This is a genomic window from Gordonia sp. NPDC003424, assembly GCF_053588655.1.
On sequence record NZ_JBSFQJ010000003.1, the window covers coordinates 37781 to 63353 of the forward strand.

General features: G+C 67.2%; 23 protein-coding genes and 1 tRNA gene. 11 read left to right on the top strand and 13 right to left on the bottom strand.

Annotated features, from left to right (window positions below; genetic code table 11):
- Position 1 precedes the first annotated feature (1 nt).
- The gene (locus ACWDTI_RS05275; RefSeq protein ID WP_449737000.1) at positions 2-1153 is read left to right on the top strand and encodes a class I SAM-dependent methyltransferase; all 1152 of its coding nucleotides are present in this window, start codon (positions 2-4) and stop codon (positions 1151-1153) included.
- A 4-nt stretch (positions 1154-1157) separates the two neighbouring features.
- Here ACWDTI_RS05275 and ACWDTI_RS05280 read toward each other — a convergent pair whose 3' ends face one another.
- The gene (locus ACWDTI_RS05280) at positions 1158-4103 is read right to left on the bottom strand and encodes a BTAD domain-containing putative transcriptional regulator (RefSeq protein ID WP_449737001.1); all 2946 of its coding nucleotides are present in this window, start codon (positions 4101-4103) and stop codon (positions 1158-1160) included.
- A 21-nt stretch (positions 4104-4124) separates the two neighbouring features.
- Here ACWDTI_RS05280 and ACWDTI_RS05285 point away from each other — a divergent pair, with 21 nt between their 5' ends.
- The 3 genes from ACWDTI_RS05285 (at position 4125) to ACWDTI_RS05295 (ending at position 6422) form a co-directional block, all read left to right on the top strand.
- A complete protein-coding gene (locus ACWDTI_RS05285) occupies positions 4125-4976 on the top strand; it encodes a class I SAM-dependent methyltransferase (RefSeq protein WP_449737002.1) in 852 nt (283 codons plus the stop codon).
- Positions 4977-5056: 80 nt separating this feature from the next.
- Positions 5057-5896, top strand: coding sequence for an MBL fold metallo-hydrolase (locus ACWDTI_RS05290; RefSeq protein ID WP_449737003.1), 840 nt, complete (start codon positions 5057-5059; stop codon positions 5894-5896).
- Positions 5880-6422, top strand: coding sequence for a TetR/AcrR family transcriptional regulator (locus tag ACWDTI_RS05295; protein WP_449737004.1), 543 nt, complete (start codon positions 5880-5882; stop codon positions 6420-6422). The genes ACWDTI_RS05290 and ACWDTI_RS05295 overlap by 17 nt, the downstream gene beginning before the upstream one ends.
- 34 nt (positions 6423-6456) lie before the next feature.
- On the opposite strand, the gene ACWDTI_RS05300 is transcribed toward ACWDTI_RS05295, so the two are convergent.
- From ACWDTI_RS05300 to ACWDTI_RS05315, 4 genes are all read right to left on the bottom strand, one after another.
- On the bottom strand, positions 6457-7209 hold the full coding sequence (locus tag ACWDTI_RS05300; RefSeq protein WP_449737400.1) for an amino acid ABC transporter ATP-binding protein: 753 nt from the start codon (positions 7207-7209) through the stop codon (positions 6457-6459).
- Positions 7210-7231: 22 nt separating this feature from the next.
- Positions 7232-8188 carry an amino acid ABC transporter permease gene (locus ACWDTI_RS05305; RefSeq protein ID WP_449737005.1) on the bottom strand — a complete coding sequence of 319 codons (957 nt, stop codon included), beginning with the start codon at positions 8186-8188 and terminating at the stop codon, positions 7232-7234.
- 4 nt (positions 8189-8192) lie between these two features.
- Positions 8193-9104: an ABC transporter substrate-binding protein gene (locus ACWDTI_RS05310; RefSeq protein ID WP_449737006.1), complete on the bottom strand. Its 912-nt coding sequence runs from the start codon at positions 9102-9104 to the stop codon at positions 8193-8195.
- Positions 9105-9232: 128 nt separating this feature from the next.
- Complete coding sequence (locus ACWDTI_RS05315) at positions 9233-10315, bottom strand: isocitrate/isopropylmalate dehydrogenase family protein (RefSeq protein ID WP_449737007.1); 1083 nt, start codon at positions 10313-10315, stop codon at positions 9233-9235.
- Positions 10316-10448: 133 nt separating this feature from the next.
- Here ACWDTI_RS05315 and ACWDTI_RS05320 point away from each other — a divergent pair, with 133 nt between their 5' ends.
- From ACWDTI_RS05320 to ACWDTI_RS05330, 3 genes are read left to right on the top strand one after another with little or no spacing between them, the layout of a single operon-like run.
- On the top strand, positions 10449-11936 hold the full coding sequence (locus ACWDTI_RS05320) for an APC family permease (protein ID WP_449737008.1): 1488 nt from the start codon (positions 10449-10451) through the stop codon (positions 11934-11936).
- Positions 11937-11973: 37 nt separating this feature from the next.
- Positions 11974-13569 carry an amidohydrolase gene (locus ACWDTI_RS05325; RefSeq protein ID WP_449737009.1) on the top strand — a complete coding sequence of 532 codons (1596 nt, stop codon included), beginning with the start codon at positions 11974-11976 and terminating at the stop codon, positions 13567-13569.
- 16 nt (positions 13570-13585) lie between these two features.
- On the top strand, positions 13586-14206 hold the full coding sequence (locus tag ACWDTI_RS05330; protein WP_449737010.1) for a TetR/AcrR family transcriptional regulator C-terminal domain-containing protein: 621 nt from the start codon (positions 13586-13588) through the stop codon (positions 14204-14206).
- 27 nt (positions 14207-14233) lie between these two features.
- On the opposite strand, the gene polA is transcribed toward ACWDTI_RS05330, so the two are convergent.
- The 8 genes from polA to ACWDTI_RS05370 all read right to left on the bottom strand — a co-directional run bounded on the left by polA (position 14234) and on the right by ACWDTI_RS05370 (position 23670).
- On the bottom strand, positions 14234-16909 hold the full coding sequence (gene polA / locus ACWDTI_RS05335; RefSeq protein WP_449737401.1) for a DNA polymerase I: 2676 nt from the start codon (positions 16907-16909) through the stop codon (positions 14234-14236).
- An 80-nt stretch (positions 16910-16989) separates the two neighbouring features.
- Positions 16990-17559 (bottom strand): GNAT family N-acetyltransferase, encoded by a 570-nt coding sequence (locus tag ACWDTI_RS05340; RefSeq protein ID WP_449737011.1) that lies wholly within the window; start codon positions 17557-17559, stop codon positions 16990-16992.
- Positions 17560-17573: 14 nt separating this feature from the next.
- Positions 17574-18308, bottom strand: coding sequence for an ABC transporter ATP-binding protein (locus tag ACWDTI_RS05345; protein ID WP_449737012.1), 735 nt, complete (start codon positions 18306-18308; stop codon positions 17574-17576).
- Entirely contained in the window at positions 18292-19284 is a 993-nt protein-coding gene (locus tag ACWDTI_RS05350) for an ABC transporter ATP-binding protein (RefSeq protein ID WP_449737013.1), read from the bottom strand. The genes ACWDTI_RS05345 and ACWDTI_RS05350 overlap by 17 nt, the downstream gene beginning before the upstream one ends.
- On the bottom strand, positions 19281-20462 hold the full coding sequence (locus ACWDTI_RS05355; protein ID WP_449737402.1) for a branched-chain amino acid ABC transporter permease: 1182 nt from the start codon (positions 20460-20462) through the stop codon (positions 19281-19283). Before ACWDTI_RS05355 ends, ACWDTI_RS05350 begins: the two co-directional genes overlap by 4 nt.
- 29 nt (positions 20463-20491) lie before the next feature.
- Entirely contained in the window at positions 20492-21535 is a 1044-nt protein-coding gene (locus ACWDTI_RS05360) for a branched-chain amino acid ABC transporter permease (protein ID WP_449737014.1), read from the bottom strand.
- 81 nt (positions 21536-21616) lie between these two features.
- Positions 21617-22852, bottom strand: a complete 1236-nt coding sequence (locus ACWDTI_RS05365) for a branched-chain amino acid ABC transporter substrate-binding protein (RefSeq protein ID WP_449737015.1) — start codon at positions 22850-22852, stop codon at positions 21617-21619.
- Between the two features lie 191 nt (positions 22853-23043).
- Positions 23044-23670: an ANTAR domain-containing response regulator gene (locus tag ACWDTI_RS05370; RefSeq protein WP_449737016.1), complete on the bottom strand. Its 627-nt coding sequence runs from the start codon at positions 23668-23670 to the stop codon at positions 23044-23046.
- A 121-nt stretch (positions 23671-23791) separates the two neighbouring features.
- Between ACWDTI_RS05370 and ACWDTI_RS05375 the strand changes: the two genes are divergently transcribed.
- The 4 genes from ACWDTI_RS05375 (at position 23792) to ACWDTI_RS05390 (ending at position 25571) form a co-directional block, all read left to right on the top strand.
- Positions 23792-23868: transfer RNA gene (locus ACWDTI_RS05375), tRNA-Leu, on the top strand.
- 126 nt (positions 23869-23994) lie between these two features.
- Complete coding sequence (locus ACWDTI_RS05380) at positions 23995-24636, top strand: hypothetical protein (RefSeq protein ID WP_449737017.1); 642 nt, start codon at positions 23995-23997, stop codon at positions 24634-24636.
- Positions 24637-24642: 6 nt separating this feature from the next.
- Entirely contained in the window at positions 24643-25449 is an 807-nt protein-coding gene (locus ACWDTI_RS05385; protein WP_449737018.1) for an HNH endonuclease signature motif containing protein, read from the top strand.
- On the top strand, positions 25446-25571 hold the full coding sequence (locus tag ACWDTI_RS05390) for a hypothetical protein (RefSeq protein WP_449737019.1): 126 nt from the start codon (positions 25446-25448) through the stop codon (positions 25569-25571). Before ACWDTI_RS05385 ends, ACWDTI_RS05390 begins: the two co-directional genes overlap by 4 nt.
- The last annotated feature ends 2 nt before the right edge of the window (positions 25572-25573 follow it).

Here is a 25573-nt window from a genome sequence, read left to right on the forward strand (position 1 = left end):
CATGACCACGACACCATCCCCCACCGACGTCGCACCGTCTGCCGACACGTTCGCCGAGCGGGTGTTCACCTCCGCCCTGGCCACCGCCGAGTTCATGAGCATCTATGTCGGTGAGCGATTGGGGTGGTACCGCTGCCTCGCCGACGCCGGTTCCCTCACCGCCGACGACCTCGCCGCACGCACCGCGACGATGCCCCGCTACGCCCGGGAGTGGCTGGAGATGCAGGCCGCGTACGGCATCCTGCAGGTCGACGCCGGCACCGACCCCGCACGATTCTGCATCGCCCCGGGCGTCGCCGAGGTCTTGACCGACTCGTCGAGCCTCAACTACCTCGGCGAACTCCCACGGATCTTCGCCGCGCCCTTCACCCGGCTCCCGCAACTGCTCGAGGCGTTCCGCACCGGCGGCGGGGTCGGATGGGCCGAGCTCGGCGACGACGCGCGGGAGGCCCAAGCCGCGCTGAATCGTCCGTGGTTCGCCCAGCGCCTGACCCCGGCACTGGCACGCATCGAGCATCTGCACCACCGACTGGCCCGACCCGGCGCGCGGATTCTCGACGTCGGTTGCGGCGGGGGCCATTCGACGGTGGCGTTGGCCCGCGCCTATCCCGACGCGACCGTCGTCGGCGTCGACATCGATGCCGCATCGGTGGAGCTGGCACGGCAGACCGCTGCCGAATCGAGCGCTGCCGAATCGAGCGCTGCCGGATCGAGCGCTGCCGGATCGAGCGCTGCCGGATCGACCGTGGCCGACCGGATCGAGTTCCGCTGCGCCGACGCCGCCGCGATGGGAGAGGACGAGCGCTTCGACGCGGCGTTCGCATTCGAGTGCCTGCACGACATGCCCTACCCGGTGGACGTGCTCACCGCGGTCCGGGCGGCGTTGCGGCCGGGTGGTTCGGTGATCGTGATGGACGAGGCGGTATCCGACCATTTCTCCGGTGATGCCGACGACGTCGACCGACTGATGTACGGCTTCTCGGTGTTCGTCTGCCTGCCCGACTCGATGTGTGCACCGGATTCCGCGGCGACCGGAACCGTGCTGCGCCCGTCGACCCTGCGCGCCTACGCGCAGGACGCCGGTTTCGATGAAGTCCGCGTGTTGCCGATCGACGACTTCGCGTTCTTCCGGTTCTACGAACTGCTCGCCTGAGCACCTATCGGCCTGCGGCGGTTCGCAACTCACCGATAGCCAGATCGATCACCGCGGTGCGCGTCAATCCGGCACCGCGAGCGGCCAATTCGTCGACCGTACGGTCACCGAGGTGGGCGCGGAGCGCATTCTCGACCTCGGTCAGGCGTCCGGCATCCGCACCGAGGGATTCCGGACCGGCGTCCACTCCGTGCCCACGGACCGCGCCCAGGAGGATCGCCGCGGCGTCGTCGCGCCCGAGCCGGGCGAGCACGTCGATGACCGCCCGCAGCGAGACCCACTGATGAGTCCAGTTGCCGGCATCTCGCCAATGGTCGACGGTCTCCATCAGATGGCTTGCCGCGCAATCGAGAGCGCCGTGGCGGACCTCGATGGACGCCCGCGACGTGAGTGCGACACCGAGGAGGTATCGGTCGGTGTGCTGTCGTGCCGCGTCGATGGCACCGTCGAGCAGTTCGCCGGCACGGCCGGGATCGGCATCGAGGACACACTCGGCGGCGATGTAGCGGCACCAGGCGGCGACCACGGCGTGACCGGCGGCCGCGCACCGGTCGGCTAGAGTCAATGCGGCCGAGCAACATTCCACACCGGACGGATCACCCGGTCCGCCGCGATACGCACGCAGCAGCACCACCGTCGCGTCGGCCATGTGCACGGCGCCGATCATGCCGGCGCTCTGCGCCGCCGCGCGGAAGTCCGATGCCCGGCGCAGCGCGTCGTCGAGATCCCCGCGGAACTGGGCCACCTCGACCAGCATGAGCCGCAGGTACACGGTCACCGGCGGAGTCGGGTTGCGCGCCAGTCCATCCCGGGCCCACCGCTGGGCGACCGGCAGGTCACCATCGAACCGGGCACACGCTGCCGCCAGGGCCGAGGCCGCGGCGCCGGTGGTCGCGTCGCCGGTGGCCGCTTCCCCATGCTGCCGGACGTTGCGCGCCCACGCCGCGACCTCACTGCTCATCGTCGATTCGAGGTAGGGCATGACGCCGGCGAGGATCGCGTCGGCGAGCGGTGCCGTGTCGACGGCATTCGCCACCGCCTGCCGCACATCGTCGAAACGCTCGGCCACCATCTCCGCGGCTCGCGCGTGACCGGGTCCGAACAGATCGGTGGCCAGCGGCGCGATCCGGGCGGCCACGACCTCGGCGTGCGCACGCTGCGTCGCGGTCAGCATCCCGGCGGTGTCGAGTCGGGACAAGCCGTAGGCACGCACCGTCTCCAGCATCCGGTAACGGTTTCCCGACACGGACAGCAGGCTGGCATCGACGAGGTCGACGACCGCCGCGGCGACGTCACCCGGTGCGATCCGACCCGTGGCCGCGGCAAGACCCTCCGCGTCGTCGAGCGAGAAGGTCGAGGGAAAGATCGACACGATGTCGAGCACACGGGCGGCCCCGTCGTCGAGCAGGCCGGACGACCAGTCGATGAGCGCCTGCAGGCTTCGGTGCCGCGGGTCGGCGCCGTGGGCTCCGCGCAGCACCCGGAACCGCCACTGCAATCGGTCGACGAGCACCGTCGGCGGGATCGCAGCGGCGGTGGCGGCCGCGAGTTCTATCGCGAGGGGCAGACCGTCGAGCCGTCGGCAGATCTCGGCCACCGCGACGACGTCCTCGTCGTTCAGCGTGTGGCGCGGATCGCGCGTTTCGGCGCGTCTGATAAAGAGCTGCACCGATTCCGCGGACCGCAGTGCGGCGGCAGGTGCCCCGGCGGACGGTACCGGCAACGGTTCGATCGGCATGATCTGTTCGGCGGCGATCCCCAGCGGCGTCCGCGAGGTGGTGACGACGGCCAAGTCCGGACATCGTGCGAGGAGGAGACGGACCACCTGCGCGGCGGAGTCGACGACATGCTCGCAGTTGTCGAGTACGAGCACCCCGCGCCTCCCGTCGAATGCATCGACGAGCACCTCGACCGGGTCGACGTCACGGCGCGGCGCCGTGCCCGACGCCGTGATCACCGCGTGGACGACGGCTTCCGCCGTGGCGATCGCCGCGAGCTCCACGTACCACACCTGACCGTCCGAACGGGTCGCGAGATGGGCGTCGACGATCGACGTCTTGCCGACGCCGCCCGTCCCGAGCACGGTCACGCACCGGCCCGCACGGATACGGCCGGCCAGATCGGCGAGCTCGCCGTCGCGTCCGACGAGTTGGTCGGATCGACGGACCGGCCTGGTCTCGTCGACGGGCGGCGGTGCGGCGGCGAGGATCGCGGACTGCAGTTCCTGCAGGCGGGGTGTCGGGTCGGCGCCCAGGTCCGACGAGAGCCGTTGTCGCAGTTGCTGATATGCGGCAAGTGCGGCCGCCGGTCGGTCATCGCGCCACAACGCCTCGATGAGGCGGCCGTGGAGTCCCTCGCGATAGGGGTGTGCATCGGCGACCGCGGCGAGGCGGACCGCGGCCTCGGCGGGACGGTCGATCGCGAGCAGGGCGTCGGCGGTCGCCTCGACCCCGCGGACGTGATACTCGCGCAGCTCCTCGACCGCGGCACTCGCCCACTGGCGGTCGGTGAACTCCCCGTAGGCCGGTCCGCCCCAGAGCGTGCGGGCCGCGTCGAGGACATCGACGGCGGCGGCCGGGTCCGTGTCGACCAGGTCGCAGCCCGCGCGGATCCGGTCGGTGAAGAGGAGTGCGTCGATCTCGGCGCGGTCGGCCAGGAGTGTGTATCCACCGGCGCGGGTGGTGATCTGCAGGCGTTGCTCCACGCCGCGGTCGCGCAGTCGTGCGCGGAGCCGGAAGACGAGGTTGTGCAATGCCGCGTCCGGCGTCGCCGGCACGTCGTCCGGCCACAGGATCTCGGTCAGCCAGTCGGCGTCGGCGAAAGTGTTGGCGCGCAATGCCAGTGCGGCCAGGAGACACCGGAGACGGGGAGTGCCGAATTGCGCGGCGACCGAACGCACCTCGCAGCGAGCCGGTACGTCGACCGGTCCCAGGAGCACGAGGCTGACCACGGGTGAGTTTATCATCGGCAGGTGACAACGAATGAGCACGAATCCGAGGGTTCCACCGACGCGCAGCGCCCGCCCCGCGTGCTCACCGATCTCGACTCGGCCACCAGCGATCGGGCCAACCGGTGGTGGTGGGATCACGATGCCGACAATTACCACGCCGCGCACGGCGAGTTCCTCGGCACCCACACGGCCGGCGGCGACTTCGTCTGGTGTCCGGAACGGTTGCGGGAGGACGACATTCACCTCCTCGGCGATGTGACCGGACGCGACATCCTGGAGATCGGGTGCGGGTCGGCGCCCTGTGCGCGCTGGCTCACCGCGCACGGCGCGCGAGCCGTGGGCATCGACCTGTCACGTCGGATGCTGGGTATCGGCCTGGCCGCCATGGCATCCGACGAGCACGCGACACCGCTGGTGCAGGCCACCGCGGAGTCGCTGCCGTTCGCGGACGCATCCTTCGACATCGTGTGCTCGTCGTTCGGTGCCGTCCCGTTTGTCGCCGACTCGGCCAGGGTGATGGCCGAGGCGGCCCGCGTGCTGCGCCTGGGTGGACGATGGGTGTTCGCGGTGAATCACCCGATGCGGTGGATGTTCCTCGACGACCCGGGCCCCGACGGCCTGATCGTGCGCCTCTCCTACTTCGACCGCACGCCGTACAGCGAGATCGACGTCGACGGCACCGTCACCTACGTCGAGCACCACCGCACCATCGGTGACCGGGTCCGCGAAATCCGTTCGGCCGGTATGATTCTCGACGACATCGTCGAACCGGAATGGCCCGAGGGCTTCGAGCAGGAGTGGGGCCAGTGGAGTCCGCTACGCGGACAGTACTTTCCGGGGACCGCGATCTTCTGCTGCCACAAGCCGGGTTGATCCGAACACACCATTGACCATGGCTCCCCGGCGTGCTCCAATAAAAAGGAACATCCGTTCCGGTTTATTGGAGGCGCACCATGCCGACCGTCATCCATCACGTGAACGCCGCGGTGATCCGCCGACTGCGCATGCGCGGACGACACCTCGTGTGTCACATCGCGGTTCTCGAGACCGACCGCGACGGACTGATCCTCGTCGACACCGGCCTGGGGACCGCCGACTACGCGGACATCGGCTCGCGACTCGGCGCCGGCTTTGCCCGCGGATATGCGCATCCCCTGGTGAACCCCGAACTGGCGGTGGTCAATCAGCTGCGGGCATCAGGTTTTGACGCGGACGACGTGCGGCATATCGTGATGACCCACCTCGACCTCGACCACGTCGGCGGGCTGTCCGACTTCCCGCATGCCACGGTGCATGTCAGCGCCGCGGAGCTGCGAAATGCCACCATCCGTCACTCATTCCGCGACAAGCAGCGCTACCGGCCGCCGATGTGGGCGCACGGACCTCATTGGCAGACCTACACCGCCAGCGGTGAACAGTGGCTGGGGTTCGAAGCGGTGCGAGAGCTGACCTCGGTGCACGAACCCATCGCACTGATCCCGTTGGCCGGACACACGCTGGGACATTGCGGGGTGGCCGTCGAGACTTCGGCCGGCTGGACCCTGGCTGCCGGTGACGCGATCTTCGATGCGCGCCAACTCGATCCGCAACCCACGTGCGCGCCGATGGTTCGCGCGTTCCAGGCCATGGTGACCACCGACCGTCGGTTGCGCGACCACAACCAGGGCCGCCTCCGAGAGTTGCTCGTCACGCACCCTGATGTGGACATCTATGCGGCGCACGACCCGTGGTGGCATCCCGACCGCTTCGGCCTGTCATCGTCACGGCGCGGCGCAGATGCCGAAGGTCACTGAGGACTACCGGCGTCAGCGCCGCGCCGAGGTCATCGCTGCCGCACGCGAATGTGTTGCCGCCGAAGGCATTCCCGGTACCACCATCGCCGACGTGATCGACCGCTCGGGCCTGTCGGCCGGCGTGGTGTACCGGGCGTTCCCAGACCGACAGGCCATCATCGATGGCGTGGTGACCGACGTCCTCGAACGCGCCACCACCCGCATCGCAGCGGCACTGCACAACCTCCCCGCCGAACCACACGCCGCCGTGGCCCGCGTCTTCGAACTGGCAGCGGCCCCGCCACCGGCCGACGATGCCGTCGACCGCCGCATCGCCATCTCGGCATGGGCTCACGCCGCGCACGACCCTCGGCTTCGTGTCCTGATCCGAACGTTCTACGACGATGTCGAGGTCACCGTCCGGACGCATCTCCTGCCGGCGCTCACGACTGTTCTCGCACCGGAGAAACCGAACCCCGACGTGTTGACACGCAGCCTGATGGCCATCATTCCGGGCAGCTACATCGTCGACCTTATCCAGACCTGACCGCTGCCGGCCGGACACCGTCGACGAGGTCGACTCACAACAGCTTCGACAGGAAAGTCTTCGTCCGCTCGTGCTGCGGGTTGGCCAACACCTCACGGGGATCACCCTTTTCGACGACGACCCCGCCGTCCATGAAGACCAGTTGGTCGGCGACCTCGCGGGCGAAGCCCATCTCGTGCGTGACCACCACCATCGTCATGCCGCTCGCGGCGAGTTCCCGCATGACGCCGAGCACCTCACCGACGAGTTCCGGGTCGAGCGCCGAGGTCGGCTCGTCGAACAGCATCAGTTTCGGTTGCATCGCCAGCGCCCGGGCGATCGCGACGCGCTGCTGCTGCCCGCCGGACAGCTGCGCCGGATACGTGTCGGCCTTGTCCGCCAGCCCGACCCGGTCGAGCAGGCCGCGCGCCCGCTCGAGCGCCTCGCTCTTCTTCTGCTTCTTCACCTGCGTCGGCGCCTCGATGACGTTCTCCAGCGTGGTGCGGTGCGGAAACAGGTTGAAGTGCTGGAACACCATGCCGATGTCCCGGCGCTGCTTCGCGGCGTCCTTGGCGCTCATCTCGTAGAGTTTGTCGCCGCGCTCCCGATAGCCGATGAGGTCGCCGTCGACATACAGTCGCCCGGCGTTGACGACCTCGAGGTGATTCACGCACCGCAGGAACGTCGACTTGCCGGAACCCGACGGCCCGATCAGGCACATCACCTCGCCGCGTTTGACCTCGAGCGTGATGCCCTTCAACACCTGTAGCGTGCCGAAATTCTTGCAGACCCGGTCGGCGAGCACCATGGGGACGTCGGTGGTCACGGGTTCAGCGACCATCCTCGGCTCCCTCGGTTGCCGCGGGTGCGTTCTGCGCCGCGGCCATCGCCTTGAGTTGACGCGCCGTCATCTGCCGGCTGGCTCCCTTCGAGTAGTAGCGCTCCAGGTAGTACTGGCCGACCATGAGGATGCTGGTGATGATCAGATACCAGGTCGACGCCACCATGAGCAGTGGGATCGGTTGGAAGTTGACACCCGAGATGTCCCTGGCGCGGCCGTACAGTTCACCGGTGAACGGCACCGCCGCAACGAGGCTCGTCGTCTTGAGCATGCTGATCAACTCGTTGCCGGTCGGCGGGATGATCACGCGCATCGCCTGCGGCAGGACCGTACGGAGCATCGTCTGGCTCCACGACATGCCGAGCGCCACCGACGCCTCGGTCTGTCCCTCGCCCACCGACGACACGCCGGCCCGCACGATCTCCGCCATGTAGGCGGCCTCGTTGAGGGCCAGACCGATCGCCGCGAACAGGAACGCGGCATTCCATGCCTGGATGTCGAAGTGCGCGAACTGCACGGTGAACGGAATGCCCAGGTCGATGCGCTTGTAGATCGACGGGAACAGCCCCCAGAACACCAACTGCACGTACACGGGTGTGCCGCGGAAGATCCACAGGTACACCCATGCGGTGTAGCGGAGAACCGGATTGGGCGACAGGCGCATCACCGCCAACACCACGCCGAGGACGATCGCGACGACCATCGCGATGACGGTGAGCGCGAGGGTGTACCAGACACCCGACAGGATTCGGGTGTCGAACAGGTACTTGGCGTAGGTGTCCCACCGATAGGCACTGTTGGTCGCGGCGCCCCACAGGAACAGTACGACCAGGAGCATCACGATCGCGGCCGCCAGCCATTGACCGGGATGGCGTAGCGGGACCGCCTTGATCGGTGCGGGTTCGTCCGGGTCGAGCCCGATGGGCCCGGTCGAGGGAGCGCTCACGCCGTCAGCTGACCGCGCCGTTGATCACCGACGTCGGGATCGTGCCGGCCTGCACGCCCCAGTTCTCGGCGATCTGCTTGTACTGGCCGTTGTCGATCAGATACTGCACGGCCTTCTGCAGGGCCGGTGCCAGCTGCGACCCCTTGGCCACCGGATAGCCATAGGGCGCCGACTCGAAGACCCCGCCGGCCGGCTCCAGCGCGCCGTTGGACCGCTTGATCGCATAGGCGGTCACCGGCGAATCCGCCGACATCGCGTCGACCTTGCCCAACACGAGAGCGTTCGTCGCCTCGTCCTGCGAATCGAACTTCACCTTCTCGATCGCGGGCTTCCCGGCGTCGGTGCAGGCCTTGCTCTTGGTGGGGATCTCGTCGGTGTCCTCGACAGTGGTCGACTGCACCGCGACGCGCTTGCCGCACGCATTGTTGGGATCGATGCCGCCGCCCTTCTGCTGCGCCCACTGGATACCGGCGCTGTAGTAGGTGACGAAGTCGACCTGCTTCTCGCGCTCCTTCGAGTCGGTGAACGACGACATGCCGACGTCGTAGGTGCCCTGCTGGATGGCCGGGATGATCTTGTCGAAGTCGGCTTCCTTGTACACCGGCGTCACGCCGAGAACTCCGCCGATCGCGTTCATCAGGTCGACGTCGAAGCCGATGATCTTGCCGCTCGGGTCCTTGAACTCGTTGGGCGAATAGGGCACATTCACCCCGACGATCAGCTGACCGGACTGCTTGATCTTGTCGGGCAGCATCGCGGCGATCTCCGCGTTCTTCGCCACCGACACCGCGGTCGTCGACGTCGACGGGCCCGATGAATCCGACTCGTCGTTCGAGCATCCGGCCAACACCAGCACCAGAACCGCGAACAGTGCGGCCAATGCCGCCACCGGTCGGGTCGATCGCAAGAAACGCATCACACACCCCATCTAGTTCGGTTCCCTCAAGCATCCGCATCGAGGCACGCGCGACGACGGCCGGCCGTTGTCGCCCACGATGTGAACTTACTGGCTGACAACCCAATCCACACGGGGGTTACGAGAGATTAACCACGCGCGACGGCGGAGACGACCGCGTCGGTGAAACCGCCGGTGGTCGCGGTCCCGCCCAGATCGGCGGTGGCGACCGAACCCGCGAGGGTATCGGCCACACCGTGCTCGATACGAGCAGCGGTGGCAACGAGGGCAGCGTCATCGGTCTGCGTCCCGTACCGCTGAAAGGCCATCGCCACCGAGGCGATCATGGCGACGGGATTGGCCATGTCGCGGCCGGCGATGTCCGGCGCGGCACCGTGGGCGGCCTGGGCCATCACCTTTGTCTCGGAGCAGTTGACCGATCCGGCGATCCCCAGCGAGCCGGCGAGTTCGGCGGCGAGATCCGACAATACGTCGCCGAAGAGGTTCTCGGTGACGAGCACATCGAAGTCGCGGGGCCGGCGCACCAGGTGCGCAGCCATCGCGTCGACGTGTTGTTCCTCGACCACGATGTCGGGGTAGCGGGCGGCCACTTGGCGGCAGACGTCCCGGAACAGGCCGGTCGTCAGCCGCAGCACGTTCGCCTTGTGCACGATCGTGAGGTGTCCGCGCCGGTCTCGGGCGGCGTCGCACGCGACGCGCGCGATCCGTTCGGTCGCGGCCCGGGTGATGACTCCGACCGACAGCGCCACGTCCGGTGTCGGCATGAACTCACCGGTGCCCGAGAACATGTTGCGATCAGCGTAGAGGCCCTCGGTGTTCTCCCGGACGATCAGCACATCGATATCCGGCGCGACCGAATGAACACCCGGGTATGCCCGTGCTGGGCGAAGGTTCGCAAACAACCCGAAGTGCTTGCGGATCACCGCGCCGGGGGTGCGGGCGCGGTGGGCGGAGGGGTAACTCGCCGAGTCGTGCGGACCGAGCACCCACATGTCGAACGCATCGAGCGCGCGCAGCGTGGACTCCGGTATCGGGTCGCCGTGCGACTCGATCGCGGTGTGACCGAACGGGAGCTCGACCCAGTCGATCGCCACACCCTCGCAGCGGGCCGCCGCGTCGGCGACCGCGACGGCGGCCGGCACGATCTCCGGCCCTATGCCGTCGCCGAGCAGGACGCCGATGCGGTGAAACGTCGTCGTCGACTGCTGCATGGGGCGATCCTGCCAGATCCGAATTCCGAATTCACCGGACCCCTTGACACGGTCGGTGACCTGCCTCATAGTTTTACCGAATCATATTCGGTAAGAAATGACCGAGCCGAAACCACTCCTCGAAGGTCCTGCAATGAACCGTTCCATCACCTCGGCACCCCTGGCCATCGACTCGACCCCACCGGCCGGGCTCGATCTGAAACAGAACGCATTGGGGGCGCCGGCCATCGCATTCATGGTCGTCGCCGCGGCGGCACCACTGACCGTCATGGCCGGTGTGGCTCCACTCGCGCTCTCGATCGGAGGTGTCGGCGCACCAGTCGCCTACCTCGCCGCAGGTGCCGTCTTCGCGGTGTTCGCGGTGGCGTTCATGGCGATGACCCGCAGCACCGGCGGCAAGGGTGCCTTCTACTCGTACATCACCCTTGGCCTGGGCCGTACCGCCGGCCTGGCCTGCGGACTCCTCGCCGTGGTCGCGTACAACGCATTGCAGATCGGGGTCTACGGTTTGATGGCGATTCAAACCCAGGACGCGATCCACCGGCTGTTCGGTGTCACGATTGCGTGGCCGTATCTGGCGGTCGCCGCCATCGCGGCGGTCTGGTACGTGGGGCGGCGCGGCATCGACGTCGGCGCCAGATTCCTCGGTGTCCTGCTGACGCTCGAGACCGGAATCCTGCTCGTCTTGGCCTTCGCGGTGCTGTTCCAAGGCGGGGCCGACGGAATCGGCTTCGAATCCTTCACGCCTTCAGCGGTATTCGCACCGGGCATGGGCGGGATTCTCGCGTTCGCCTTCGCCGCTTTCATGGGGTTCGAGTCGACTGCGCTCTATCGCTCCGAGGCACGCGATCCTGACCGCTCCATTCCGCGGGCCACGTACTGGGCGGTGGGTTTCATGGCCATCGTCTACTGCTTCATCGTGTGGTCGATGGTCCAGGCCTACGGAGCTCAAGACGTGCAAAAGGCAGCCTCCGCCGACGTCGACGGCCTGTTCTTCTCCGCGATGACGCATTACGTCGGCACCTGGGCGACCGATGTCATGTCGGTGCTGATCGTCACCAGCGCACTCGCGTCCCAGATCGCGTTCCACAACGCCATCACGCGCTACACCTACTCGCTGGCTCGCGACGGCGTCCTGCCGTCGTTCCTGGACCGGACCCATCCCTCGTACAAGTCGCCGGCGCGCGCCGGCGCCGTGCAGACGCTGCTCGCGCTCGTCATCGTGCTGGCCTTTGCCGCGTGCGGCGCGGATCCCTACTACAAGCTCCTCCTGTTGATGAACACGCCCGGCGTCGTCGGCATCCTCGCGCTGCAGGTCATCACCGCGATCGCGGTCGTCGGATACTTCGTGCGCAAGCGACTGGTCGGCGTCGAACGGCCTGGGGTGATCGCCGGGATCGTCAGCGCGATCCTGCTCGGGGTCGCCCTTGGCGTCCTCATCGCCAACATCGACCTTCTGACCGGGGCGGGCACAGCGGTCAACACCGTACTGGTCGGGCTCGTGGGGGTCGTGCTGATCGTCGGAGCGGTTGTCGCACAGTACTTCCGACTACGCAAGCCGATGGTCTACGACCGGATCGGTGGACTGTACGACGACCCACGTGCCGCTGCCGAGCGCTGAACCCCGCGAATATCGAGTAAGTAAGGAGAACACCACGATGAGCCCGGCAGACACCGTCGTCCTGGCCCGCACCGTCCACACCATGCATCCCGGTGCACCGATCGAGGCTGTGGCGATCACCGATGGAGTGGTCACCGCGGTGGGCGATGCGCACACCGCGGTCGCCCACATCGGGCGCGGCACCGAGGTGATCGACCTTGGCGCGGCCACCCTGACCCCGGGTCTGATCGACGGGCACATCCATCCGGTGATGGGCCTCAAGCTCACGGCGGGGGTGGACCTGTCGAGGGTGAACGACATCCCCTCTTTGGTTGCGGCCCTCCGCGAGGCGCCGCGCACAGGCGAATGGGTCTTGGGCTGGGGACTGGACCCGAATGCGTTCGGTGGCCGTCCGATCACCCACGCGCCCATCGTCGAGGCAGTCGGCGACGACGTGCCCGTGCTGCTCTACCTCTTCGACGCGCACTCCGCGCTCGCGAGTCCCGCAGCCCTGCGCAGGGCCGGTATCACCGGGCCACGCGGCTTCGACGGCAACGCCGAGATCGTCTGCGCCGACGGTATTCCCACCGGTCACCTCCTCGAACTCGAGGCCACCGAACTGCTCGACGATGTGTTGCCAACCGACTCGGCTGCCTCCCGCCGCACCCGTCTACGGAGCTTGCTCGCATCGATGGCCGCTACGGGCATCACCTCCGGAAATGCCATGGACTTCGAGGCGGACAGCGGAGAACTGGTTGCTGCACTGGAGGATTCGAGCGAGTTGCCGATACGCCTGCGGTTCGCGCCATTCTGCATGCCGGGCACCGACCGCGCTCAACTCGACCACATCGTGGACCTGCAACGACGCGGCGGCCGCCGATGGCGCGTCGACGGCGTCAAGTTCATGATCGACGGAACGATCGACGGCGGTACGGCGTGGCTCGAGCACGCCGATGCTCACGGAGAGTCGACGGCGCCGTTGTGGCCCGAACCCGCCGAGTACCGCGAGGCGGTGCACTATCTCGCCGCCAAAGGCGTGCCGACCGTCACCCACGCGATCGGCGATGCGGGCATCCGCTACGCCCTCGACACACTCGCCGACGCAGCACGTCCGGCGGGTGGCGTGCGACATCGCATCGAGCACGTCGAGACCCTGCCCGACGATCTCGTCGCACGGTTCGCACGACAGCAGGTGGTCGCCAGTATGCAGCCCACGCACTGCACCCTCTACACGCGCGGGGACCAGTCCGACAACTGGTCGGTACGCCTCGGCAAGAAGCGCGCGGACCGCGCCTTTCGCACCCGCGACATTCGCGACGCCGGCGGTGTGTTGGCGCTGGGCTCGGACTGGCCGATCGCGCCCTTCGATCCTCGGGCGATCCTGGCCGATGCCCAATTGCGTCGTCGGGCACAGCATCCCGAAGATCTCCCGGTGCTCGCTGACCAAGGATTGACCGCCCGAATGGCGTTGGAGGGCTACACGTCGCATGCCGCGTGCGCCGAGGGATCGACCACTGCGGGATGGATCGGTGTCGGCAGCCGGGCCGACCTCACCGCGTTCGCCGTCGACCCGATGGCCGCCCCACCCGACGAACTGGTCGATGCTCCGATCACCATGACGATGGTTGACGGCCAGGTGGTTCATCGGTCCTGATCGCTAAGCTGACACCGTGCCGCGCCCGCCCTCACCGCTCCTGGACCGCCAGACGATCGCCGATGCTGCGCTCGCCGAACTCGACGCCAAGGAAACCTTCACGATGCCGAGCCTGGCGAAGCGGCTCGGCGTGGCGGTGTCGTCGTTATATCACCATGTCAGCGGCCGCGAGGAGGTCATCGAACTCGTCCGGGGAACGATCGCGGCGGCGATGGGACACGAGGTCGACTGGTCGGCCGACTGGCGTACGTCGGTGACGCAGTGGGTGCACTCCTATCGCGACGCATTCAGCGCGCATCCCGTACTGGTGCGCGCGCTGACCGGGCAAACCGTCGAGGCACCGGCGATCCTGGCGGCATACGACAATCTCGCCGGTGCGCTGTCCGACGGCGGTTTTGCCGAAGCCGAGATCCTCCACGTGATCACCGCGCTCGACACATTCGCCCTCGGTTCCGCCCTCGACGCCGCAGCGCCGGAGAGTGTGTGGTCAACGGAAAACCTCAGGGCCGATAGCCCGCTGGCGCGGGCGGTCGCTGCCGCACCTACCGGCCGGCAGCGCGCCGACGACGCCTTCGAGTACGGACTGTCGATTCTGCTCGACGGACTCGACCGTCGCCGAGCGGGCACCGCTCGCTGACGGGCGCATGCCCGCGTCGCCTGCCCGTCAGTGCGCCGCGTCGTCCCAGGACTGACCGAATCCCACCGACACCTCCAGCGGCACCGACAGTTCGATGGCGCTGCCCATCTCCTCCCGGACGACGGCCTCGATGGCATCGCGCTCCCCCGCGGCGACCTCGACGACCAGTTCGTCATGCACCTGCAGCAGCATCCGGGACCGGAGTTGTTCGGCGACAAGCCGTTTCTGCACGTTGATCATCGCGACCTTGATGATGTCGGCAGCGGTGCCCTGGATCGGAGCGTTGAGCGCCATCCGCTCGGCGGACTGCCGGCGCTGCCAGTTGTCGCTGTTGAGGTCGGGCAGGTAGCGACGCCGGCCGTACAGCGTCGCCGTGTACTCGTTGCGGCGGGCCTCCTCGACCACGTTGTGCAGATAGTCGCGGACGCCGCCGAACCGCGCGAAGTAGGCCTCCATCTGTTCCTTGGCCTCGTCGCGGCTGATCTTGAGCTGCGCGGCGAGACCGAAGGCACTCAATCCGTAGGCGAGTCCGTACGACATGGCCTTCACACGGTGCCGCATCTCGACGGTCACCTCGTCGATGGGTACCCCGAACGCCCGCGACCCGACGAAATTGTGCAGGTCCTCACCGGTGTTGAAGGCCTCGATGAGCCCCGCGTCCTCCGACAGGTGCGCCATGATCCGCATCTCGATCTGGCTGTAGTCGGCCGTCATCAGGCACTCGTACGCAGTGCCGCCGGCTTCGGCGCCCACCACGAACCCCTTCCGGATCTGCCGTCCCGCCTCGGTGCGCACCGGGATGTTCTGCAGATTGGGGTCGGTCGACGACAGTCGTCCGGTCGCGGCGATGGTCTGGTTGAAGGTGGTGTGCACGCGGCCGTCGTCGGCGACCGCTTTGAGCAGTCCGTCGACGGTGACCTTCAACCGGGTGGCGTCACGGTGGTCGAGCAGATGCGCGAGGAAGGGATGCTCGGTCTTCTCGTACAGGCTCTGCAGCGCGTCGGCGTCGGTGGTGTAACCGGTCTTGGTCTTCTTGGTCTTCGGCATGTCGAGCTTGTCGAACAGCACCGTCTGCAGCTGCTTGGGTGAGCCGAGGTTGATCTGTTCGCCGATGACCTCGTACGCGGCATCGGCGGCGGCGCGAATCCGTTGCGCGAACTGACTTTCCAGCTCACCGAAATGGTCGACGTCGACGGCGATGCCGGCCGACTCGAGCTCGGCGAGAACGAACGCGAGCGGCAACTCCATGTCGGTGAGCAGCGGTTTGGAATCGATCCGGTCGAGTTCGGTGTCGAGGACCTCGGCGAGTTCGGCCACCGCCCGCGCCTCGAGCATATGCTGCTCGGCCGCCTTGGCCTCCCCGCCGTCCTCGTCGAGCAGCGACATCTGCCCGTCGGCGGGGGCGTCGTCGGCGCGCAGTTCGCGCCGCAGATAGCGCAGCGCGAGGTCGTCGAGGTTGAAGCTGCGCTGTCCGGGCCGGACCAGGTAGGCGGCCAGCGACGTGTCGCTGGTGACCCCCGCGAGGGTCCATCCACGCGCCCGGAGCGCGTGGATCGCCCACTTGACCTCGTGCAGGGCCTTCGGCCGCTCGGGGTCGGCCAGCCACGCCGCGAGGGCCTGCTCGTCGTCGGGATCGAGGCCGGTGACATCGACGAACGCCGACGATCCGTCCGCGGCGGCGACCGCGAGACCCGTCGTATCGGCATCGACGACGACGTGCGGGGAGGTGACCGCGACACCACTGCGGCCGGTGGCGGTGTGCTCGTCGAGCCACGCCCGCACCTGCCCCGGGCCGAGGGTGGTGCCGTCGAGATCGAACCCCGACTCGGCCTCCGGTTCGGCCGAGGTCAGGGTCGAGAACAGCCGGTCACGCAGGACACGGAACTCGAGGTCGTCGAACAGTCGGTGGATGCGGTCACGATCCCACCCGACCATGGCGAGATCGTCGGGACCCGACGGCAGTTGCATGTCGCGGACGAGTTCGGTGAGCTGCCGATTGGTCAGCACCGACGCGAGATTGTCACGCAGCGCGTCGCCGACCTTGCCCTTGACCTCGTCGACGTGGTCGACCAGCGCGGTCAGCGAGCCGTACTCGCGGATCCACTTCGACGCGGTCTTCTCCCCTACACCGGGAATGCCGGGCAGGTTGTCGCTCGGGTCGCCGCGCAACGCCGCGTAGTCGGGATACTGGGCCGGGGTCAGGTTGTACTTCTTCTCCACCTCGTCCGGGGTGAACCGGGTCAGATCCGAGACACCCTTGCGGGGATAGAGGACGGTCACCGAGTCGTCGACGAGTTGCAGCGAGTCCCGGTCGCCGGTGACGACGAGGACGCGGTAGCCCTGCGCCTCGGCCTGCGTGGCGAGGGTGGCGATGATGTCGTCGGCCTCGTATCCCTCGATCGCGAAGACCGGGATGCCGAGTGCGTCGAGGACCTCCTTGGTCAGATCGACCTGACCGTTGAACTCGTCGGGCGACTTGGAGCGTTGCGCCTTGTACTCGGGGTACATGTCCGAGCGAAATGTCTTGCGGGACACGTCGAAGGCGGCGGCGATGTGCGTCGGTTCCTCGTCGCGCAGCAGGTTGATCAGCATCGACGTGAAGCCGTAGACGGCGTTGGTGGTCTGTCCGGTGGCCGTCTTGAAGTTCTCGGCAGGCAAGGCGAAGAAGGCCCGATACGCGAGCGAGTGCCCGTCGAGCAGCATCAGGGTTTTGGTCTTGGTCGCCGAAGCGTTGGTCGCAGGACTCACCTGTGTGAGTCTAGTGATCGCCTCCGACAGCCCGTTCAGCCCTTGCGATACATGGGCCACACCGTCGGGCCGTCGTCCCCCAGGGTGATCTCGTCGACGACGTCGAAGCCGAATCGCTCATAGAGAGGGATGTTGGCCCGATTCGAACTCTCCAGGTAGGCCGGCCCGTCGACCCGATCGAGGCCGGCATGTAACAACGCGGTGCCAACCCCGAGCCCGGGCACCGCCGCGCCCACGGTGCCGAGATACCAGTGCGGCTCCTTGGGCCGCAGCTTCAGGAAGGTCTCCTCGAGGAGCAGTCCCCGACGCAACCGCCCGCGCATGGCCTTGATGAATCCGGGCATCGCCCGTACCTGCATCGTCGGCGTGATCTTGTGTCCGGGCGGATCCCACATCGCGGCGCCGATCGGTGCCCCGTCGCGCAGTGCGAGGTCCACCGACGCGGCGGGGCCGTGCGCCCACCGCGCCAGCGTCAGGAACATCGTCTTGTCGCGGCGCGCGTCGTCGCTGAGCCATCGCACCACGGGATCATCGGCAAACGATTGCGCCAGTAGCGAACTCACGAGGTCGAGGTCACCCGTGCCGGTGACGGTTATGTCCACCATGCCATCCAGGCTAGTCATGCCACGCCGAGATACGCCTCCCGCACCGCGTCGTCGACGAGCAGATCCTTGCCGGCCCCCTCCTTGGTGATCGTACCGGTCTCCAGGATGTAGCCGCGATCCGAGCGGCTCAGCGCCTGCTGCGCGTTCTGCTCGACCAGCAGGATGGTGGTGCCATCGGCGTTGATCTGCGCGATGATGCGGAAGATCTGCTGAATCACCATGGGCGCCAAGCCCATCGATGGCTCGTCGAGCAGCAGCAGTTTCGGCCGGGCCATCAGCGCACGTCCGATCGCGAGCATCTGCTGCTCACCGCCGGACATCGTGCCGCCGTACTGCTTGCGCCGCTCACCGAGTCGGGGAAACAGCTCGAAAACGTGCTCGAGGGCCTCGTCGTAGGCCGATTTGGAGTCGAATCTCCTTCCATAGCAACCCATGTCGAGGTTCTCGAGCACGGTCATGCCGGGAAAGATACGACGGCCCTCCGGCACCTGGATGATGCCGCGATGCACCCGCTCGTGCGGCGCGAGGTGCTTGATCGATTCGCCCTCGAACAGGATGTCGCCGTGGCTGAGCTTGTTTAGGCCGGAGATGCCGCGCATCGTCGTGGACTTGCCCGCGCCGTTGGCGCCGAGGAGGGTGACCAGCTCACCGCCGCCGACCTGGAGCGAGATGCCGTGCAGCGCGCGGATGCGGCCGTAGTGGATGACGACGTCGTGCAGTTCGAGAACGGGGTCAAGCGGATTCGTCATCGGGAACTCCCAGGTAGGCGGCGATGACCGCCGGGTTGTCGCGGACGTCCTTGGGGGCGCCCTCGGCGATCTTGCGGCCGAACTCGAGCACCACGATCCGGTCGGTCACCCCCATCACCAGCCGCATGTCGTGCTCGATCAGCAGCACCGTGTAGCCGTCGTCGCGGATCTTCTTGATCAGACCCATCAGCGCGGTCTTCTCGCTCGGGTTGAAGCCGGCGGCCGGCTCGTCGAGGCACAGCAGTTTCGGTTCGGTGGCCAGCGCCCGCGCGATCTCCAGCCGACGCTGGTCACCGTAGGGCAGATTCGACGCCTTCTCGGCCGCGCGCGGGCCGATGCCGACGAACTCGAGCAGCGCCATGCCGCGGTCGACGGCGTCGTGTTCCTCCCGGTAGTGCCGCGGGGTACGGAAGATGCCGCCGAACACCGAGGTCTTGTGCCGGGCATCGGTGCCGACGCAGACGTTCTCCAGGGCGGTCATCTCACCCCAGAGCCGGACGTTCTGGAACGTGCGCGCGATGCCGAGACGAGTGATCTTGTGGCGCTTGATCTTTCCGAGCGGGTTGCCGTCGAAGGTGACGGTGCCGCGGGTGGGCGGGTAGACACCGGTGATGGCGTTGAAGCAGGTCGTCTTCCCGGCGCCGTTGGGTCCGATCAGCCCGAGGATCTCGCCGCGTTTGATGTCGAACGTGACGTCGTCGAGCGCGGCGAGGCCACCGAACTCGACCGTCAGACCGTTGACCTCCAGGAGTTTCTCGCCCTCGGCGGTGGCGATGTCACGCTGCGGGGCAACGACTTCGGCAACCGCCTCCGGATCGGCGAGATCCGGGTCGATGGCGGCCAGGTCGACGATGGTCCTCGCCTCGGGATCCTCGGTGACCTCCTCGATCTGTTCGGAGAGATCGGGACCGGCCTCGTCGGGGCCGGCCTCGTCGGAGTGGACCTCGTCGTTGCCGTCGGGACCGCGGTGCGTCATGCGTTCACCTCCTCGCTGTGGGCAGTGGGCGTTCGGTGCCGCACCGCCGAGTACACCTGCCGGCCGAAGGTCACGAGTCTCGCGCGCGCCGGGAAGAGTCCCTGCGGACGGAAGATCATCAACACCACCAGTGTGATACCGAAGAACAGATATTTGAACTCGCTCAGTGACTGTCCGCCGACCTCGACACCCTGCAACCGGGCCGGCAGGTAGACGATCACGAACGCTCCGACGATGACGCCGAGTTTGTTGCCCTGCCCGCCGAGGACCACCGCGCACAGGAACAGCATCGAGTTGATGACGGTGAATGCCTTGGGGTCGACGTACTGGACCTGACCGGCGTACACCGCACCGGAGAGGCCGCCGATGCCGGCGCCGATCACGAAGGCCCACAGCTTGTACTTGAACGTGGGCACGCCCATGATCTCGGCGGCGTCCTCGTCCTCGCGGATGGCCACCCAGGATCGGCCGACCCGGCTGCGTTCCAGGTTGCCGATGACGATCAGCACGATGATCACCAACACCATGCAGAGCCAGAACCACCACACGCCGTAGTTGAACGGTGGGCTGTTGTTGGCGTTGGAGAACACCCCGTCGGGATGCTTGTCGTTGGTGCCGATTTCCGGGAACAACACGTTCTGCAGGCCCGAGGCACCGTTGGTGACCTCGGTGAGGTTGTCGGCGAGCAGTCGTACGATCTCGCCGAATCCGAGGGTCACGATGGCGAGGTAGTCGCCGCGCACACGAAGGGTGGGGGTGCCCAGGATGAGGCCGGTGATCCCGGTGATCACGATCGCCAGCGGCACGCACGCCAGCCATGCCCACGGCCCGGAGAAGATGCCGTGATCGGTACTGCCCCAGAGCGGGCTCGCCGGTGAGGTCATCAACGCCACCACGTAGGCCCCGACGGCATAGAAGCCGACGTAGCCGAGGTCGAGCAGACCGGTCTGGCCGACGACCACATTCAGACCGATGGCGATCAGCGCGGTCATCGCGAACGTCGCCATCACCACGCCGAAATCGGTTGCCGTGGTGGTGATCAACGGCGGCTTGATGACCGGCAGGAACGCGATGAGCAGGATCGCGGGGAGTCCGACGGCCCACTGACCGAAACGCGGCAGGCTGTCCCACCAGAGACGGATACGGTCGCCGAGGCCGTGCGGTTCGGCGTCGGCCATCTCGCTCGGCGTCGCGGGATGTTGTGTCGTCATACCCTCGCCTTCCCCAGCTTCTCGCCCAGGATTCCGGTCGGGCGGAACATCAGCACCAGGATCAGCAGGACGAATGCGACGACGTCCTTCCACTGATTGCCGAAGACCACCGACCCATAGTTTTCCATGACTCCGAGCAACAGGCCGCCGAGCACCGCACCGCGCACGTTGCCGATGCCGCCGAGCACCGCGGCGCAGAAGGCCTTGATGCCCAAGACGAATCCGCCGTAGTACACGATGTTCGTCGGCACCCTCAGGGTGTAGAGCAGCGCGGCGGCACCGGCCAGCAGACCGCCGATCAGGAAGGTGACCGTGATGATCCGGTCCCGGGACACACCCATCAGGAGCGCCGCGTCGGGGTCCTGGGCCACCGATCGGATGCCGCGGCCGAGTCGGGTCTGGTTGATCATGAAGTCGGTCCCGAGGCCGAGGATGAGTGCCGAGAAGATGATGATCATCGTCAGGTTGGTGACCGGCGCGCCGAAGATGCTGAACTCCGTCACCGGCTCGACAAGGCGGATCGACGGCTGCCCGCTGGACCCGCCGAGCTGCGGTTCGATCGGGAACTTCGGCAGGATGTAGTGCACGAACTCCTGCAGCACGAAGGACATGCCGATCGCGGTGATGAGGAAGGCGAGTGGTTTGGCGCCGCGCCGTCGCAGTGGCCGGTAGGCGATGAACTCGAGCCCCACCGCCGCACCGCCCGAGACGGCCATACCGCACAACCCGGCGATGACCAGGTACACGACGGTCAACACCGTGCCCTCGTTGTAGGCGTTGCCCGAGGGCGTGAAGCCCAGCAGCAACAAGCCGATGTAAGTGCCGAACATGCCGAGCATGAACACTTCGGAGTGAGCAAAGTTGATCAGCCGGAGCACGCCGTAGACGAGCGTATAGCCAACTGCCACAAGGGCATAGATGGCACCGTAGGTGAGGCCCTCGATGGTCAGGCCCCAGAAGCCTTCTTTCAGGGAGCCGAGGTCGAAGCTGATGGTGCTCGCCACCGTCATCGACGACTCGGCCAAGGAATACGCGATCATGCGTGCCTTTCAGCCATGTGTCCCCCCGCAGACCACGGTGCGCCCGGGCACGACGGCCCGGGCGCACCGTGGGGAGACGTCCTACTGGACTTCGTACACCCAGATGAGTGACGAGGTCAGCTCACCGGTCGGGGTCCACTCGTAGGTGCGGGCCAGGCCCGGTCCCTTGTAGGTGCGGACGTAGTTGAGCAGCTGCGGACGGGTGCGCTGACCCTCGGCGATGCCCTTCATCAGAATGCTGGCGAGGTCGTAGGCCTCGACCGAGTACACGCCGGGCGGCTGCTTGAACGCGGCCTCGTACTCGTTCTTGAACTTGTCCGGCGCAGGACCGCACGGGCAGGACAGAATCGCACCCTTCGATGCGTCACCGGCCTGTGCGACGAACTCCGGGTCGTTGGTGCCGTCACCGGAGACGAAGGCGGCGGTGGAACCGGACGACTTCAGCTGCTGCGCGAACGGCGCGGCCTCCGCGTAGTAACCGGAGTAGAAGATCGCGTCCGGGCTGGCGGCGTTGATCTTGGAGATGATCGCGGAGAACTCGCGGTCGCCGGTCTTGACGTCGCCGGAGCAGGCGGCGTCGGCCGCCGACCCGAGCGTGGCGGTCATCGACTTGGCCAGGCCCGCACCGTAGTCGCTGTCGTCCTTGATGACGCAGACCTTCTTCTTGCCCATGGAGCCGGTCAGGTACTTGGCGACCGCGGGGCCCTGCACGTCGTCGTTGGCCAGGCCGCGGAAGAAGGTCTTCCAGCCGTTGTCGGTCAGGGTGGGGTTGGTTGCCGACGCGGTCACCGACACCAGACCGGCCTGGTTGAAGATGCCGCCGGTGGCCTTGGTCTCGCCGGAGAACGCCGGACCGATGAGTCCGACGATCGACTGGTCGTTGGCGATCTGCGGGGCGACCTGCGTCGCCTTCTGCGGGTCACCCTCGGTGTCGAAGGTCTTCAGCGTGATCTGGCAGTTCGGGTTCGCCTTGTTGTGCTGATCGACGGCGAGTTGGGCGCCGTTGCGGATGTTGATGCCGAGGGCGGCATTGGCGCCGGTGAGTGCTCCGGCCATCGCGATGGTGGTCTCCGGGCACTGGGCATTACCGTCGCCGGCCGGATTGAGCGCTGCGGACTCCTCGGTGGCCTGCACCTTGTTGCCCTGGGTGTCGATCTGCGCCAGAGGTGCGATCGTAAGACCTGAACTCGCAGCGGCAGAACCGCTTTCCCCTCCGCTGGCCGAACCCGAGTCACTGGATTTGCTGCTACACGCGGAGACGGCCAGCACACTTGCCATGGCCACCGCGAGAGCACCGGTCGTCACGCGACGATGCATTCTCATTACCTCTCACTTCACCCCACCCGGCACGTCGCGCCGGGAGATCTGCTGAGGAGACCTTCGCAAAACATAGTCCCAAACCCACGCCCCCGCGATGGATTGACACCAAACAATCGGGAGCGACCAGAGCGTGTTTTCACAAAATTAACGACAGCTCGGTGGTCATCAACGTCAGCTGAAGGTGCCGGTCAGGTCGGGGACCCGAGCGTTTCGACGACGACCGCGGCGACAGCTTTCATGGTGGTGCGCCGATCCATCGCGGCCCGCTGGATCCACTTGAAGGCCTCGGGTTCGGTAAGCGACTGCTTCTCCATCAGCAGACCCTTGGCCCGTTCGACGAGCTTGCGCGTCTCGAGCCGGTCCGCCATCGTGGCGACTTCCTTCTCGAGCGCGCTCACCTCGTTGTAGCGACTGACCGCCACCTCGATGGCCGGGACCAGATCGGCCTTCGTGAACGGCTTCACCAGATAGGCCATCGCCCCGGCATCCCGGGCCTTCTCGATGAACTCTCGCTGGCTGAACGCGGTCAGCATCACCACCGGGGCGAGCTTCTTCTGTGCGATCTCGGTCGCCGCGTCGATACCGTCGCGCACCGGCATCTTGACGTCCATGATCACCAGGTCCGGGTGCAGGTCCTCGGTCAACTCGACCGCCACCTGACCGTTGGGGGCCTCCCCCACGACGTCATATCCCTCTTCGCGGAGCATCTCGATGAGATCCATCCGGATCAGCGAGTCGTCCTCGGCCACCAGCACCCGATGTGTCGTCGCCTGCCCATCGGACTGTGCCGCCACGCTGTCTGTCACCGTCACCATCCCCTCCTCCGCCGTTGACCTGCTCCGGGCTGATGCGAGCAGAGTACCGGTTGGCTCGCCGTTCGGCCGATCATCTACAGTGGACAGTCGCAGCCGCCACAGCCTCGTGCGCGACCGCAATGCCCTCGTAGCCCAATTGGCAGAGGCAACGGATTCAAAACCCGTCCAGTGTGAGTTCGAGTCTCACCGAGGGCACCATGAAACCCCTGTTCAGCGGGGTTTTTCGTTTTTGGCGGTATGCAATACGAGGCGTTGTGCGCAGCAGGCGCGTGACGGCCGTCGCGGACTGTCCGCTTTGTCGGTGGTGCTCGATACAGTGCACATATGTTCGAACTGGGTCCCGACGCAACGCTCGCCGCGCTGGCGAGCGCGTCGACGGACGAGCTGGTCGCCAGCGGCGGCGAGTGGACGCTGATCGAGCGTCGCGCGGCTGCCCGCAAGATCATGGCCGCCCACCGGGTCGGGCAGCTGATGTTCGAACGGGTCCTCGCCGACTGCGGACACCGCAGCATCAACAACCTGCCCGACAAGGCCGCCGTCCGCGAGGTCGCCTACCGCTTCCACGCCCACACCATCACCGCCGGGCGCTGGATCGGCCTGGGCGACCTGCTCCACCTCGTGCCGAAAGTCTTGCGCGCCTTCCTCGACGGCACCCTCACCGAGACCCGCGCCCGCCTGATCGCCGAACGGCTGGCCGGACTGGACCCCGCCAAGCGCGATGCCGCCGCCGACACCGCCCTGGACTACGCCGCCCGGCCGATCTCCGGGGCGCGGCTGGCCGACCTGCTCGACGAACTGATCATCGACCTCGACCCGGCCCTGGCCGCCGAGCAACGCGACGACTTCACCGCCACCCAACAAGGCGTCCGGTTCCGCAAGGAAGCCCACGGCCACATCACCATCGACGCCACCGTCCCGCTCGCCGACGGCCGATTCCTGCAAGCCCGCATCGACGAGGTCATCTAACACTCGGTGTGCCACGATGATCCCCGCTCACCCGGGCAGTTGCAGGTCGCCGCCCTGGCCGCCATCAGCCGCCGGCAGGACACCTTCGCCTGCCAGTGCGGCACCGACCACCCCACCACCGACATGGACTCCGGCGCCGACGCACCGGCCCCGTCCACCGAACTCGTGCCCGCCACGACCACGCTCGTCAGCATCGTCACCGACGCGCAGACCCTGGCCGGGATCACCGGCGGCGCACTGGTGCCCCGGGTCGAAGGCTACGGTGTCATCGACCCCGACCTGGCCCGCGCGCTCGCCGCCGACGCCACCTGGCAGGGTCTCTACCGCGAGGCCGCCGGCACCGACCCACACGCCCAAGGGCTGCGTAAGGGTCGGCCGCGGCGGGCGGGCACCATCGCCCCCAACCATCTGATCGCGCCCGGGCCGGTTCTCACCCGCTCCCGCCCACCCAACACGGCCGACCTGATCCCGGTCGATGCGACCGGGCACGGCGGGTACACCACGCCACCCGCCGGGGCGCTCACCTACCAGCCGACCGACGCCATCCGCCGCGCAATCCTGCTCACCGACCACACCTGCCGCGGCCCCTGGTGCGACGTCCCCGCCGAGCACTGCCAACTCGATCATCTCGTCCCGTTCGACCACCACAACCCGGTGGCCGGAGGCTGGACCGTACCCGACGACCTCGCACCCCTGTGCATCCCCTGTCACCAGTTCAAGCACCTCGGCATCTGGACACCCACCATGTGCCACAACCGAATCATCCGCTGGCACAACACCACCACCGGCGACGTGATCGTCACCCACCCGTGACGGAAGCCGGAGCCGCCGACGTCGCGATGTGCTCGATCCGCTGGTCGATGTCGGATCACCCGCTAACCGTGATCGCTCCGGTGGCTGCGCGACCCTCGTCGATGAGCGCCTACGACGACTGAGT

Excerpts from the sequence above, each read along its gene's own strand:
- ACWDTI_RS05295 (WP_449737004.1), top strand. The coding sequence starts at position 5,880 with ATGCCGAAGGTCACTGAGGACTACCGGCGTCAGCGCCGCGCCGAGGTC.
- ACWDTI_RS05320 (WP_449737008.1), top strand. The coding sequence starts at position 10,449 with ATGAACCGTTCCATCACCTCGGCACCCCTGGCCATCGACTCGACCCCA.
- ACWDTI_RS05310 (WP_449737006.1), bottom strand. The coding sequence starts at position 9,104 with ATGCGTTTCTTGCGATCGACCCGACCGGTGGCGGCATTGGCCGCACTG.
- ACWDTI_RS05360 (WP_449737014.1), bottom strand. The coding sequence starts at position 21,535 with ATGATCGCGTATTCCTTGGCCGAGTCGTCGATGACGGTGGCGAGCACC.
- ACWDTI_RS05345 (WP_449737012.1), bottom strand. The coding sequence starts at position 18,308 with ATGACGAATCCGCTTGACCCCGTTCTCGAACTGCACGACGTCGTCATC.
- ACWDTI_RS05300 (WP_449737400.1), bottom strand. The coding sequence starts at position 7,209 with ATGGTGCTCGCCGACCGGGTCTGCAAGAATTTCGGCACGCTACAGGTG.
- polA (WP_449737401.1), bottom strand. The coding sequence starts at position 16,909 with ATGCTGCTCGACGGGCACTCGCTCGCGTATCGGGCCTTCTTCGCCTTG.
- ACWDTI_RS05315 (WP_449737007.1), bottom strand. The coding sequence starts at position 10,315 with ATGCAGCAGTCGACGACGACGTTTCACCGCATCGGCGTCCTGCTCGGC.
- ACWDTI_RS05325 (WP_449737009.1), top strand. The coding sequence starts at position 11,974 with ATGAGCCCGGCAGACACCGTCGTCCTGGCCCGCACCGTCCACACCATG.
- ACWDTI_RS05290 (WP_449737003.1), top strand. The coding sequence starts at position 5,057 with ATGCCGACCGTCATCCATCACGTGAACGCCGCGGTGATCCGCCGACTG.
- ACWDTI_RS05380 (WP_449737017.1), top strand. The coding sequence starts at position 23,995 with ATGTTCGAACTGGGTCCCGACGCAACGCTCGCCGCGCTGGCGAGCGCG.
- ACWDTI_RS05275 (WP_449737000.1), top strand. The coding sequence starts at position 2 with ATGACCACGACACCATCCCCCACCGACGTCGCACCGTCTGCCGACACG.
- ACWDTI_RS05340 (WP_449737011.1), bottom strand. The coding sequence starts at position 17,559 with ATGGTGGACATAACCGTCACCGGCACGGGTGACCTCGACCTCGTGAGT.
- ACWDTI_RS05355 (WP_449737402.1), bottom strand. The coding sequence starts at position 20,462 with ATGGCCGACGCCGAACCGCACGGCCTCGGCGACCGTATCCGTCTCTGG.
- ACWDTI_RS05370 (WP_449737016.1), bottom strand. The coding sequence starts at position 23,670 with ATGGTGACGGTGACAGACAGCGTGGCGGCACAGTCCGATGGGCAGGCG.
- ACWDTI_RS05350 (WP_449737013.1), bottom strand. The coding sequence starts at position 19,284 with ATGACGCACCGCGGTCCCGACGGCAACGACGAGGTCCACTCCGACGAG.
- ACWDTI_RS05365 (WP_449737015.1), bottom strand. The coding sequence starts at position 22,852 with ATGCATCGTCGCGTGACGACCGGTGCTCTCGCGGTGGCCATGGCAAGT.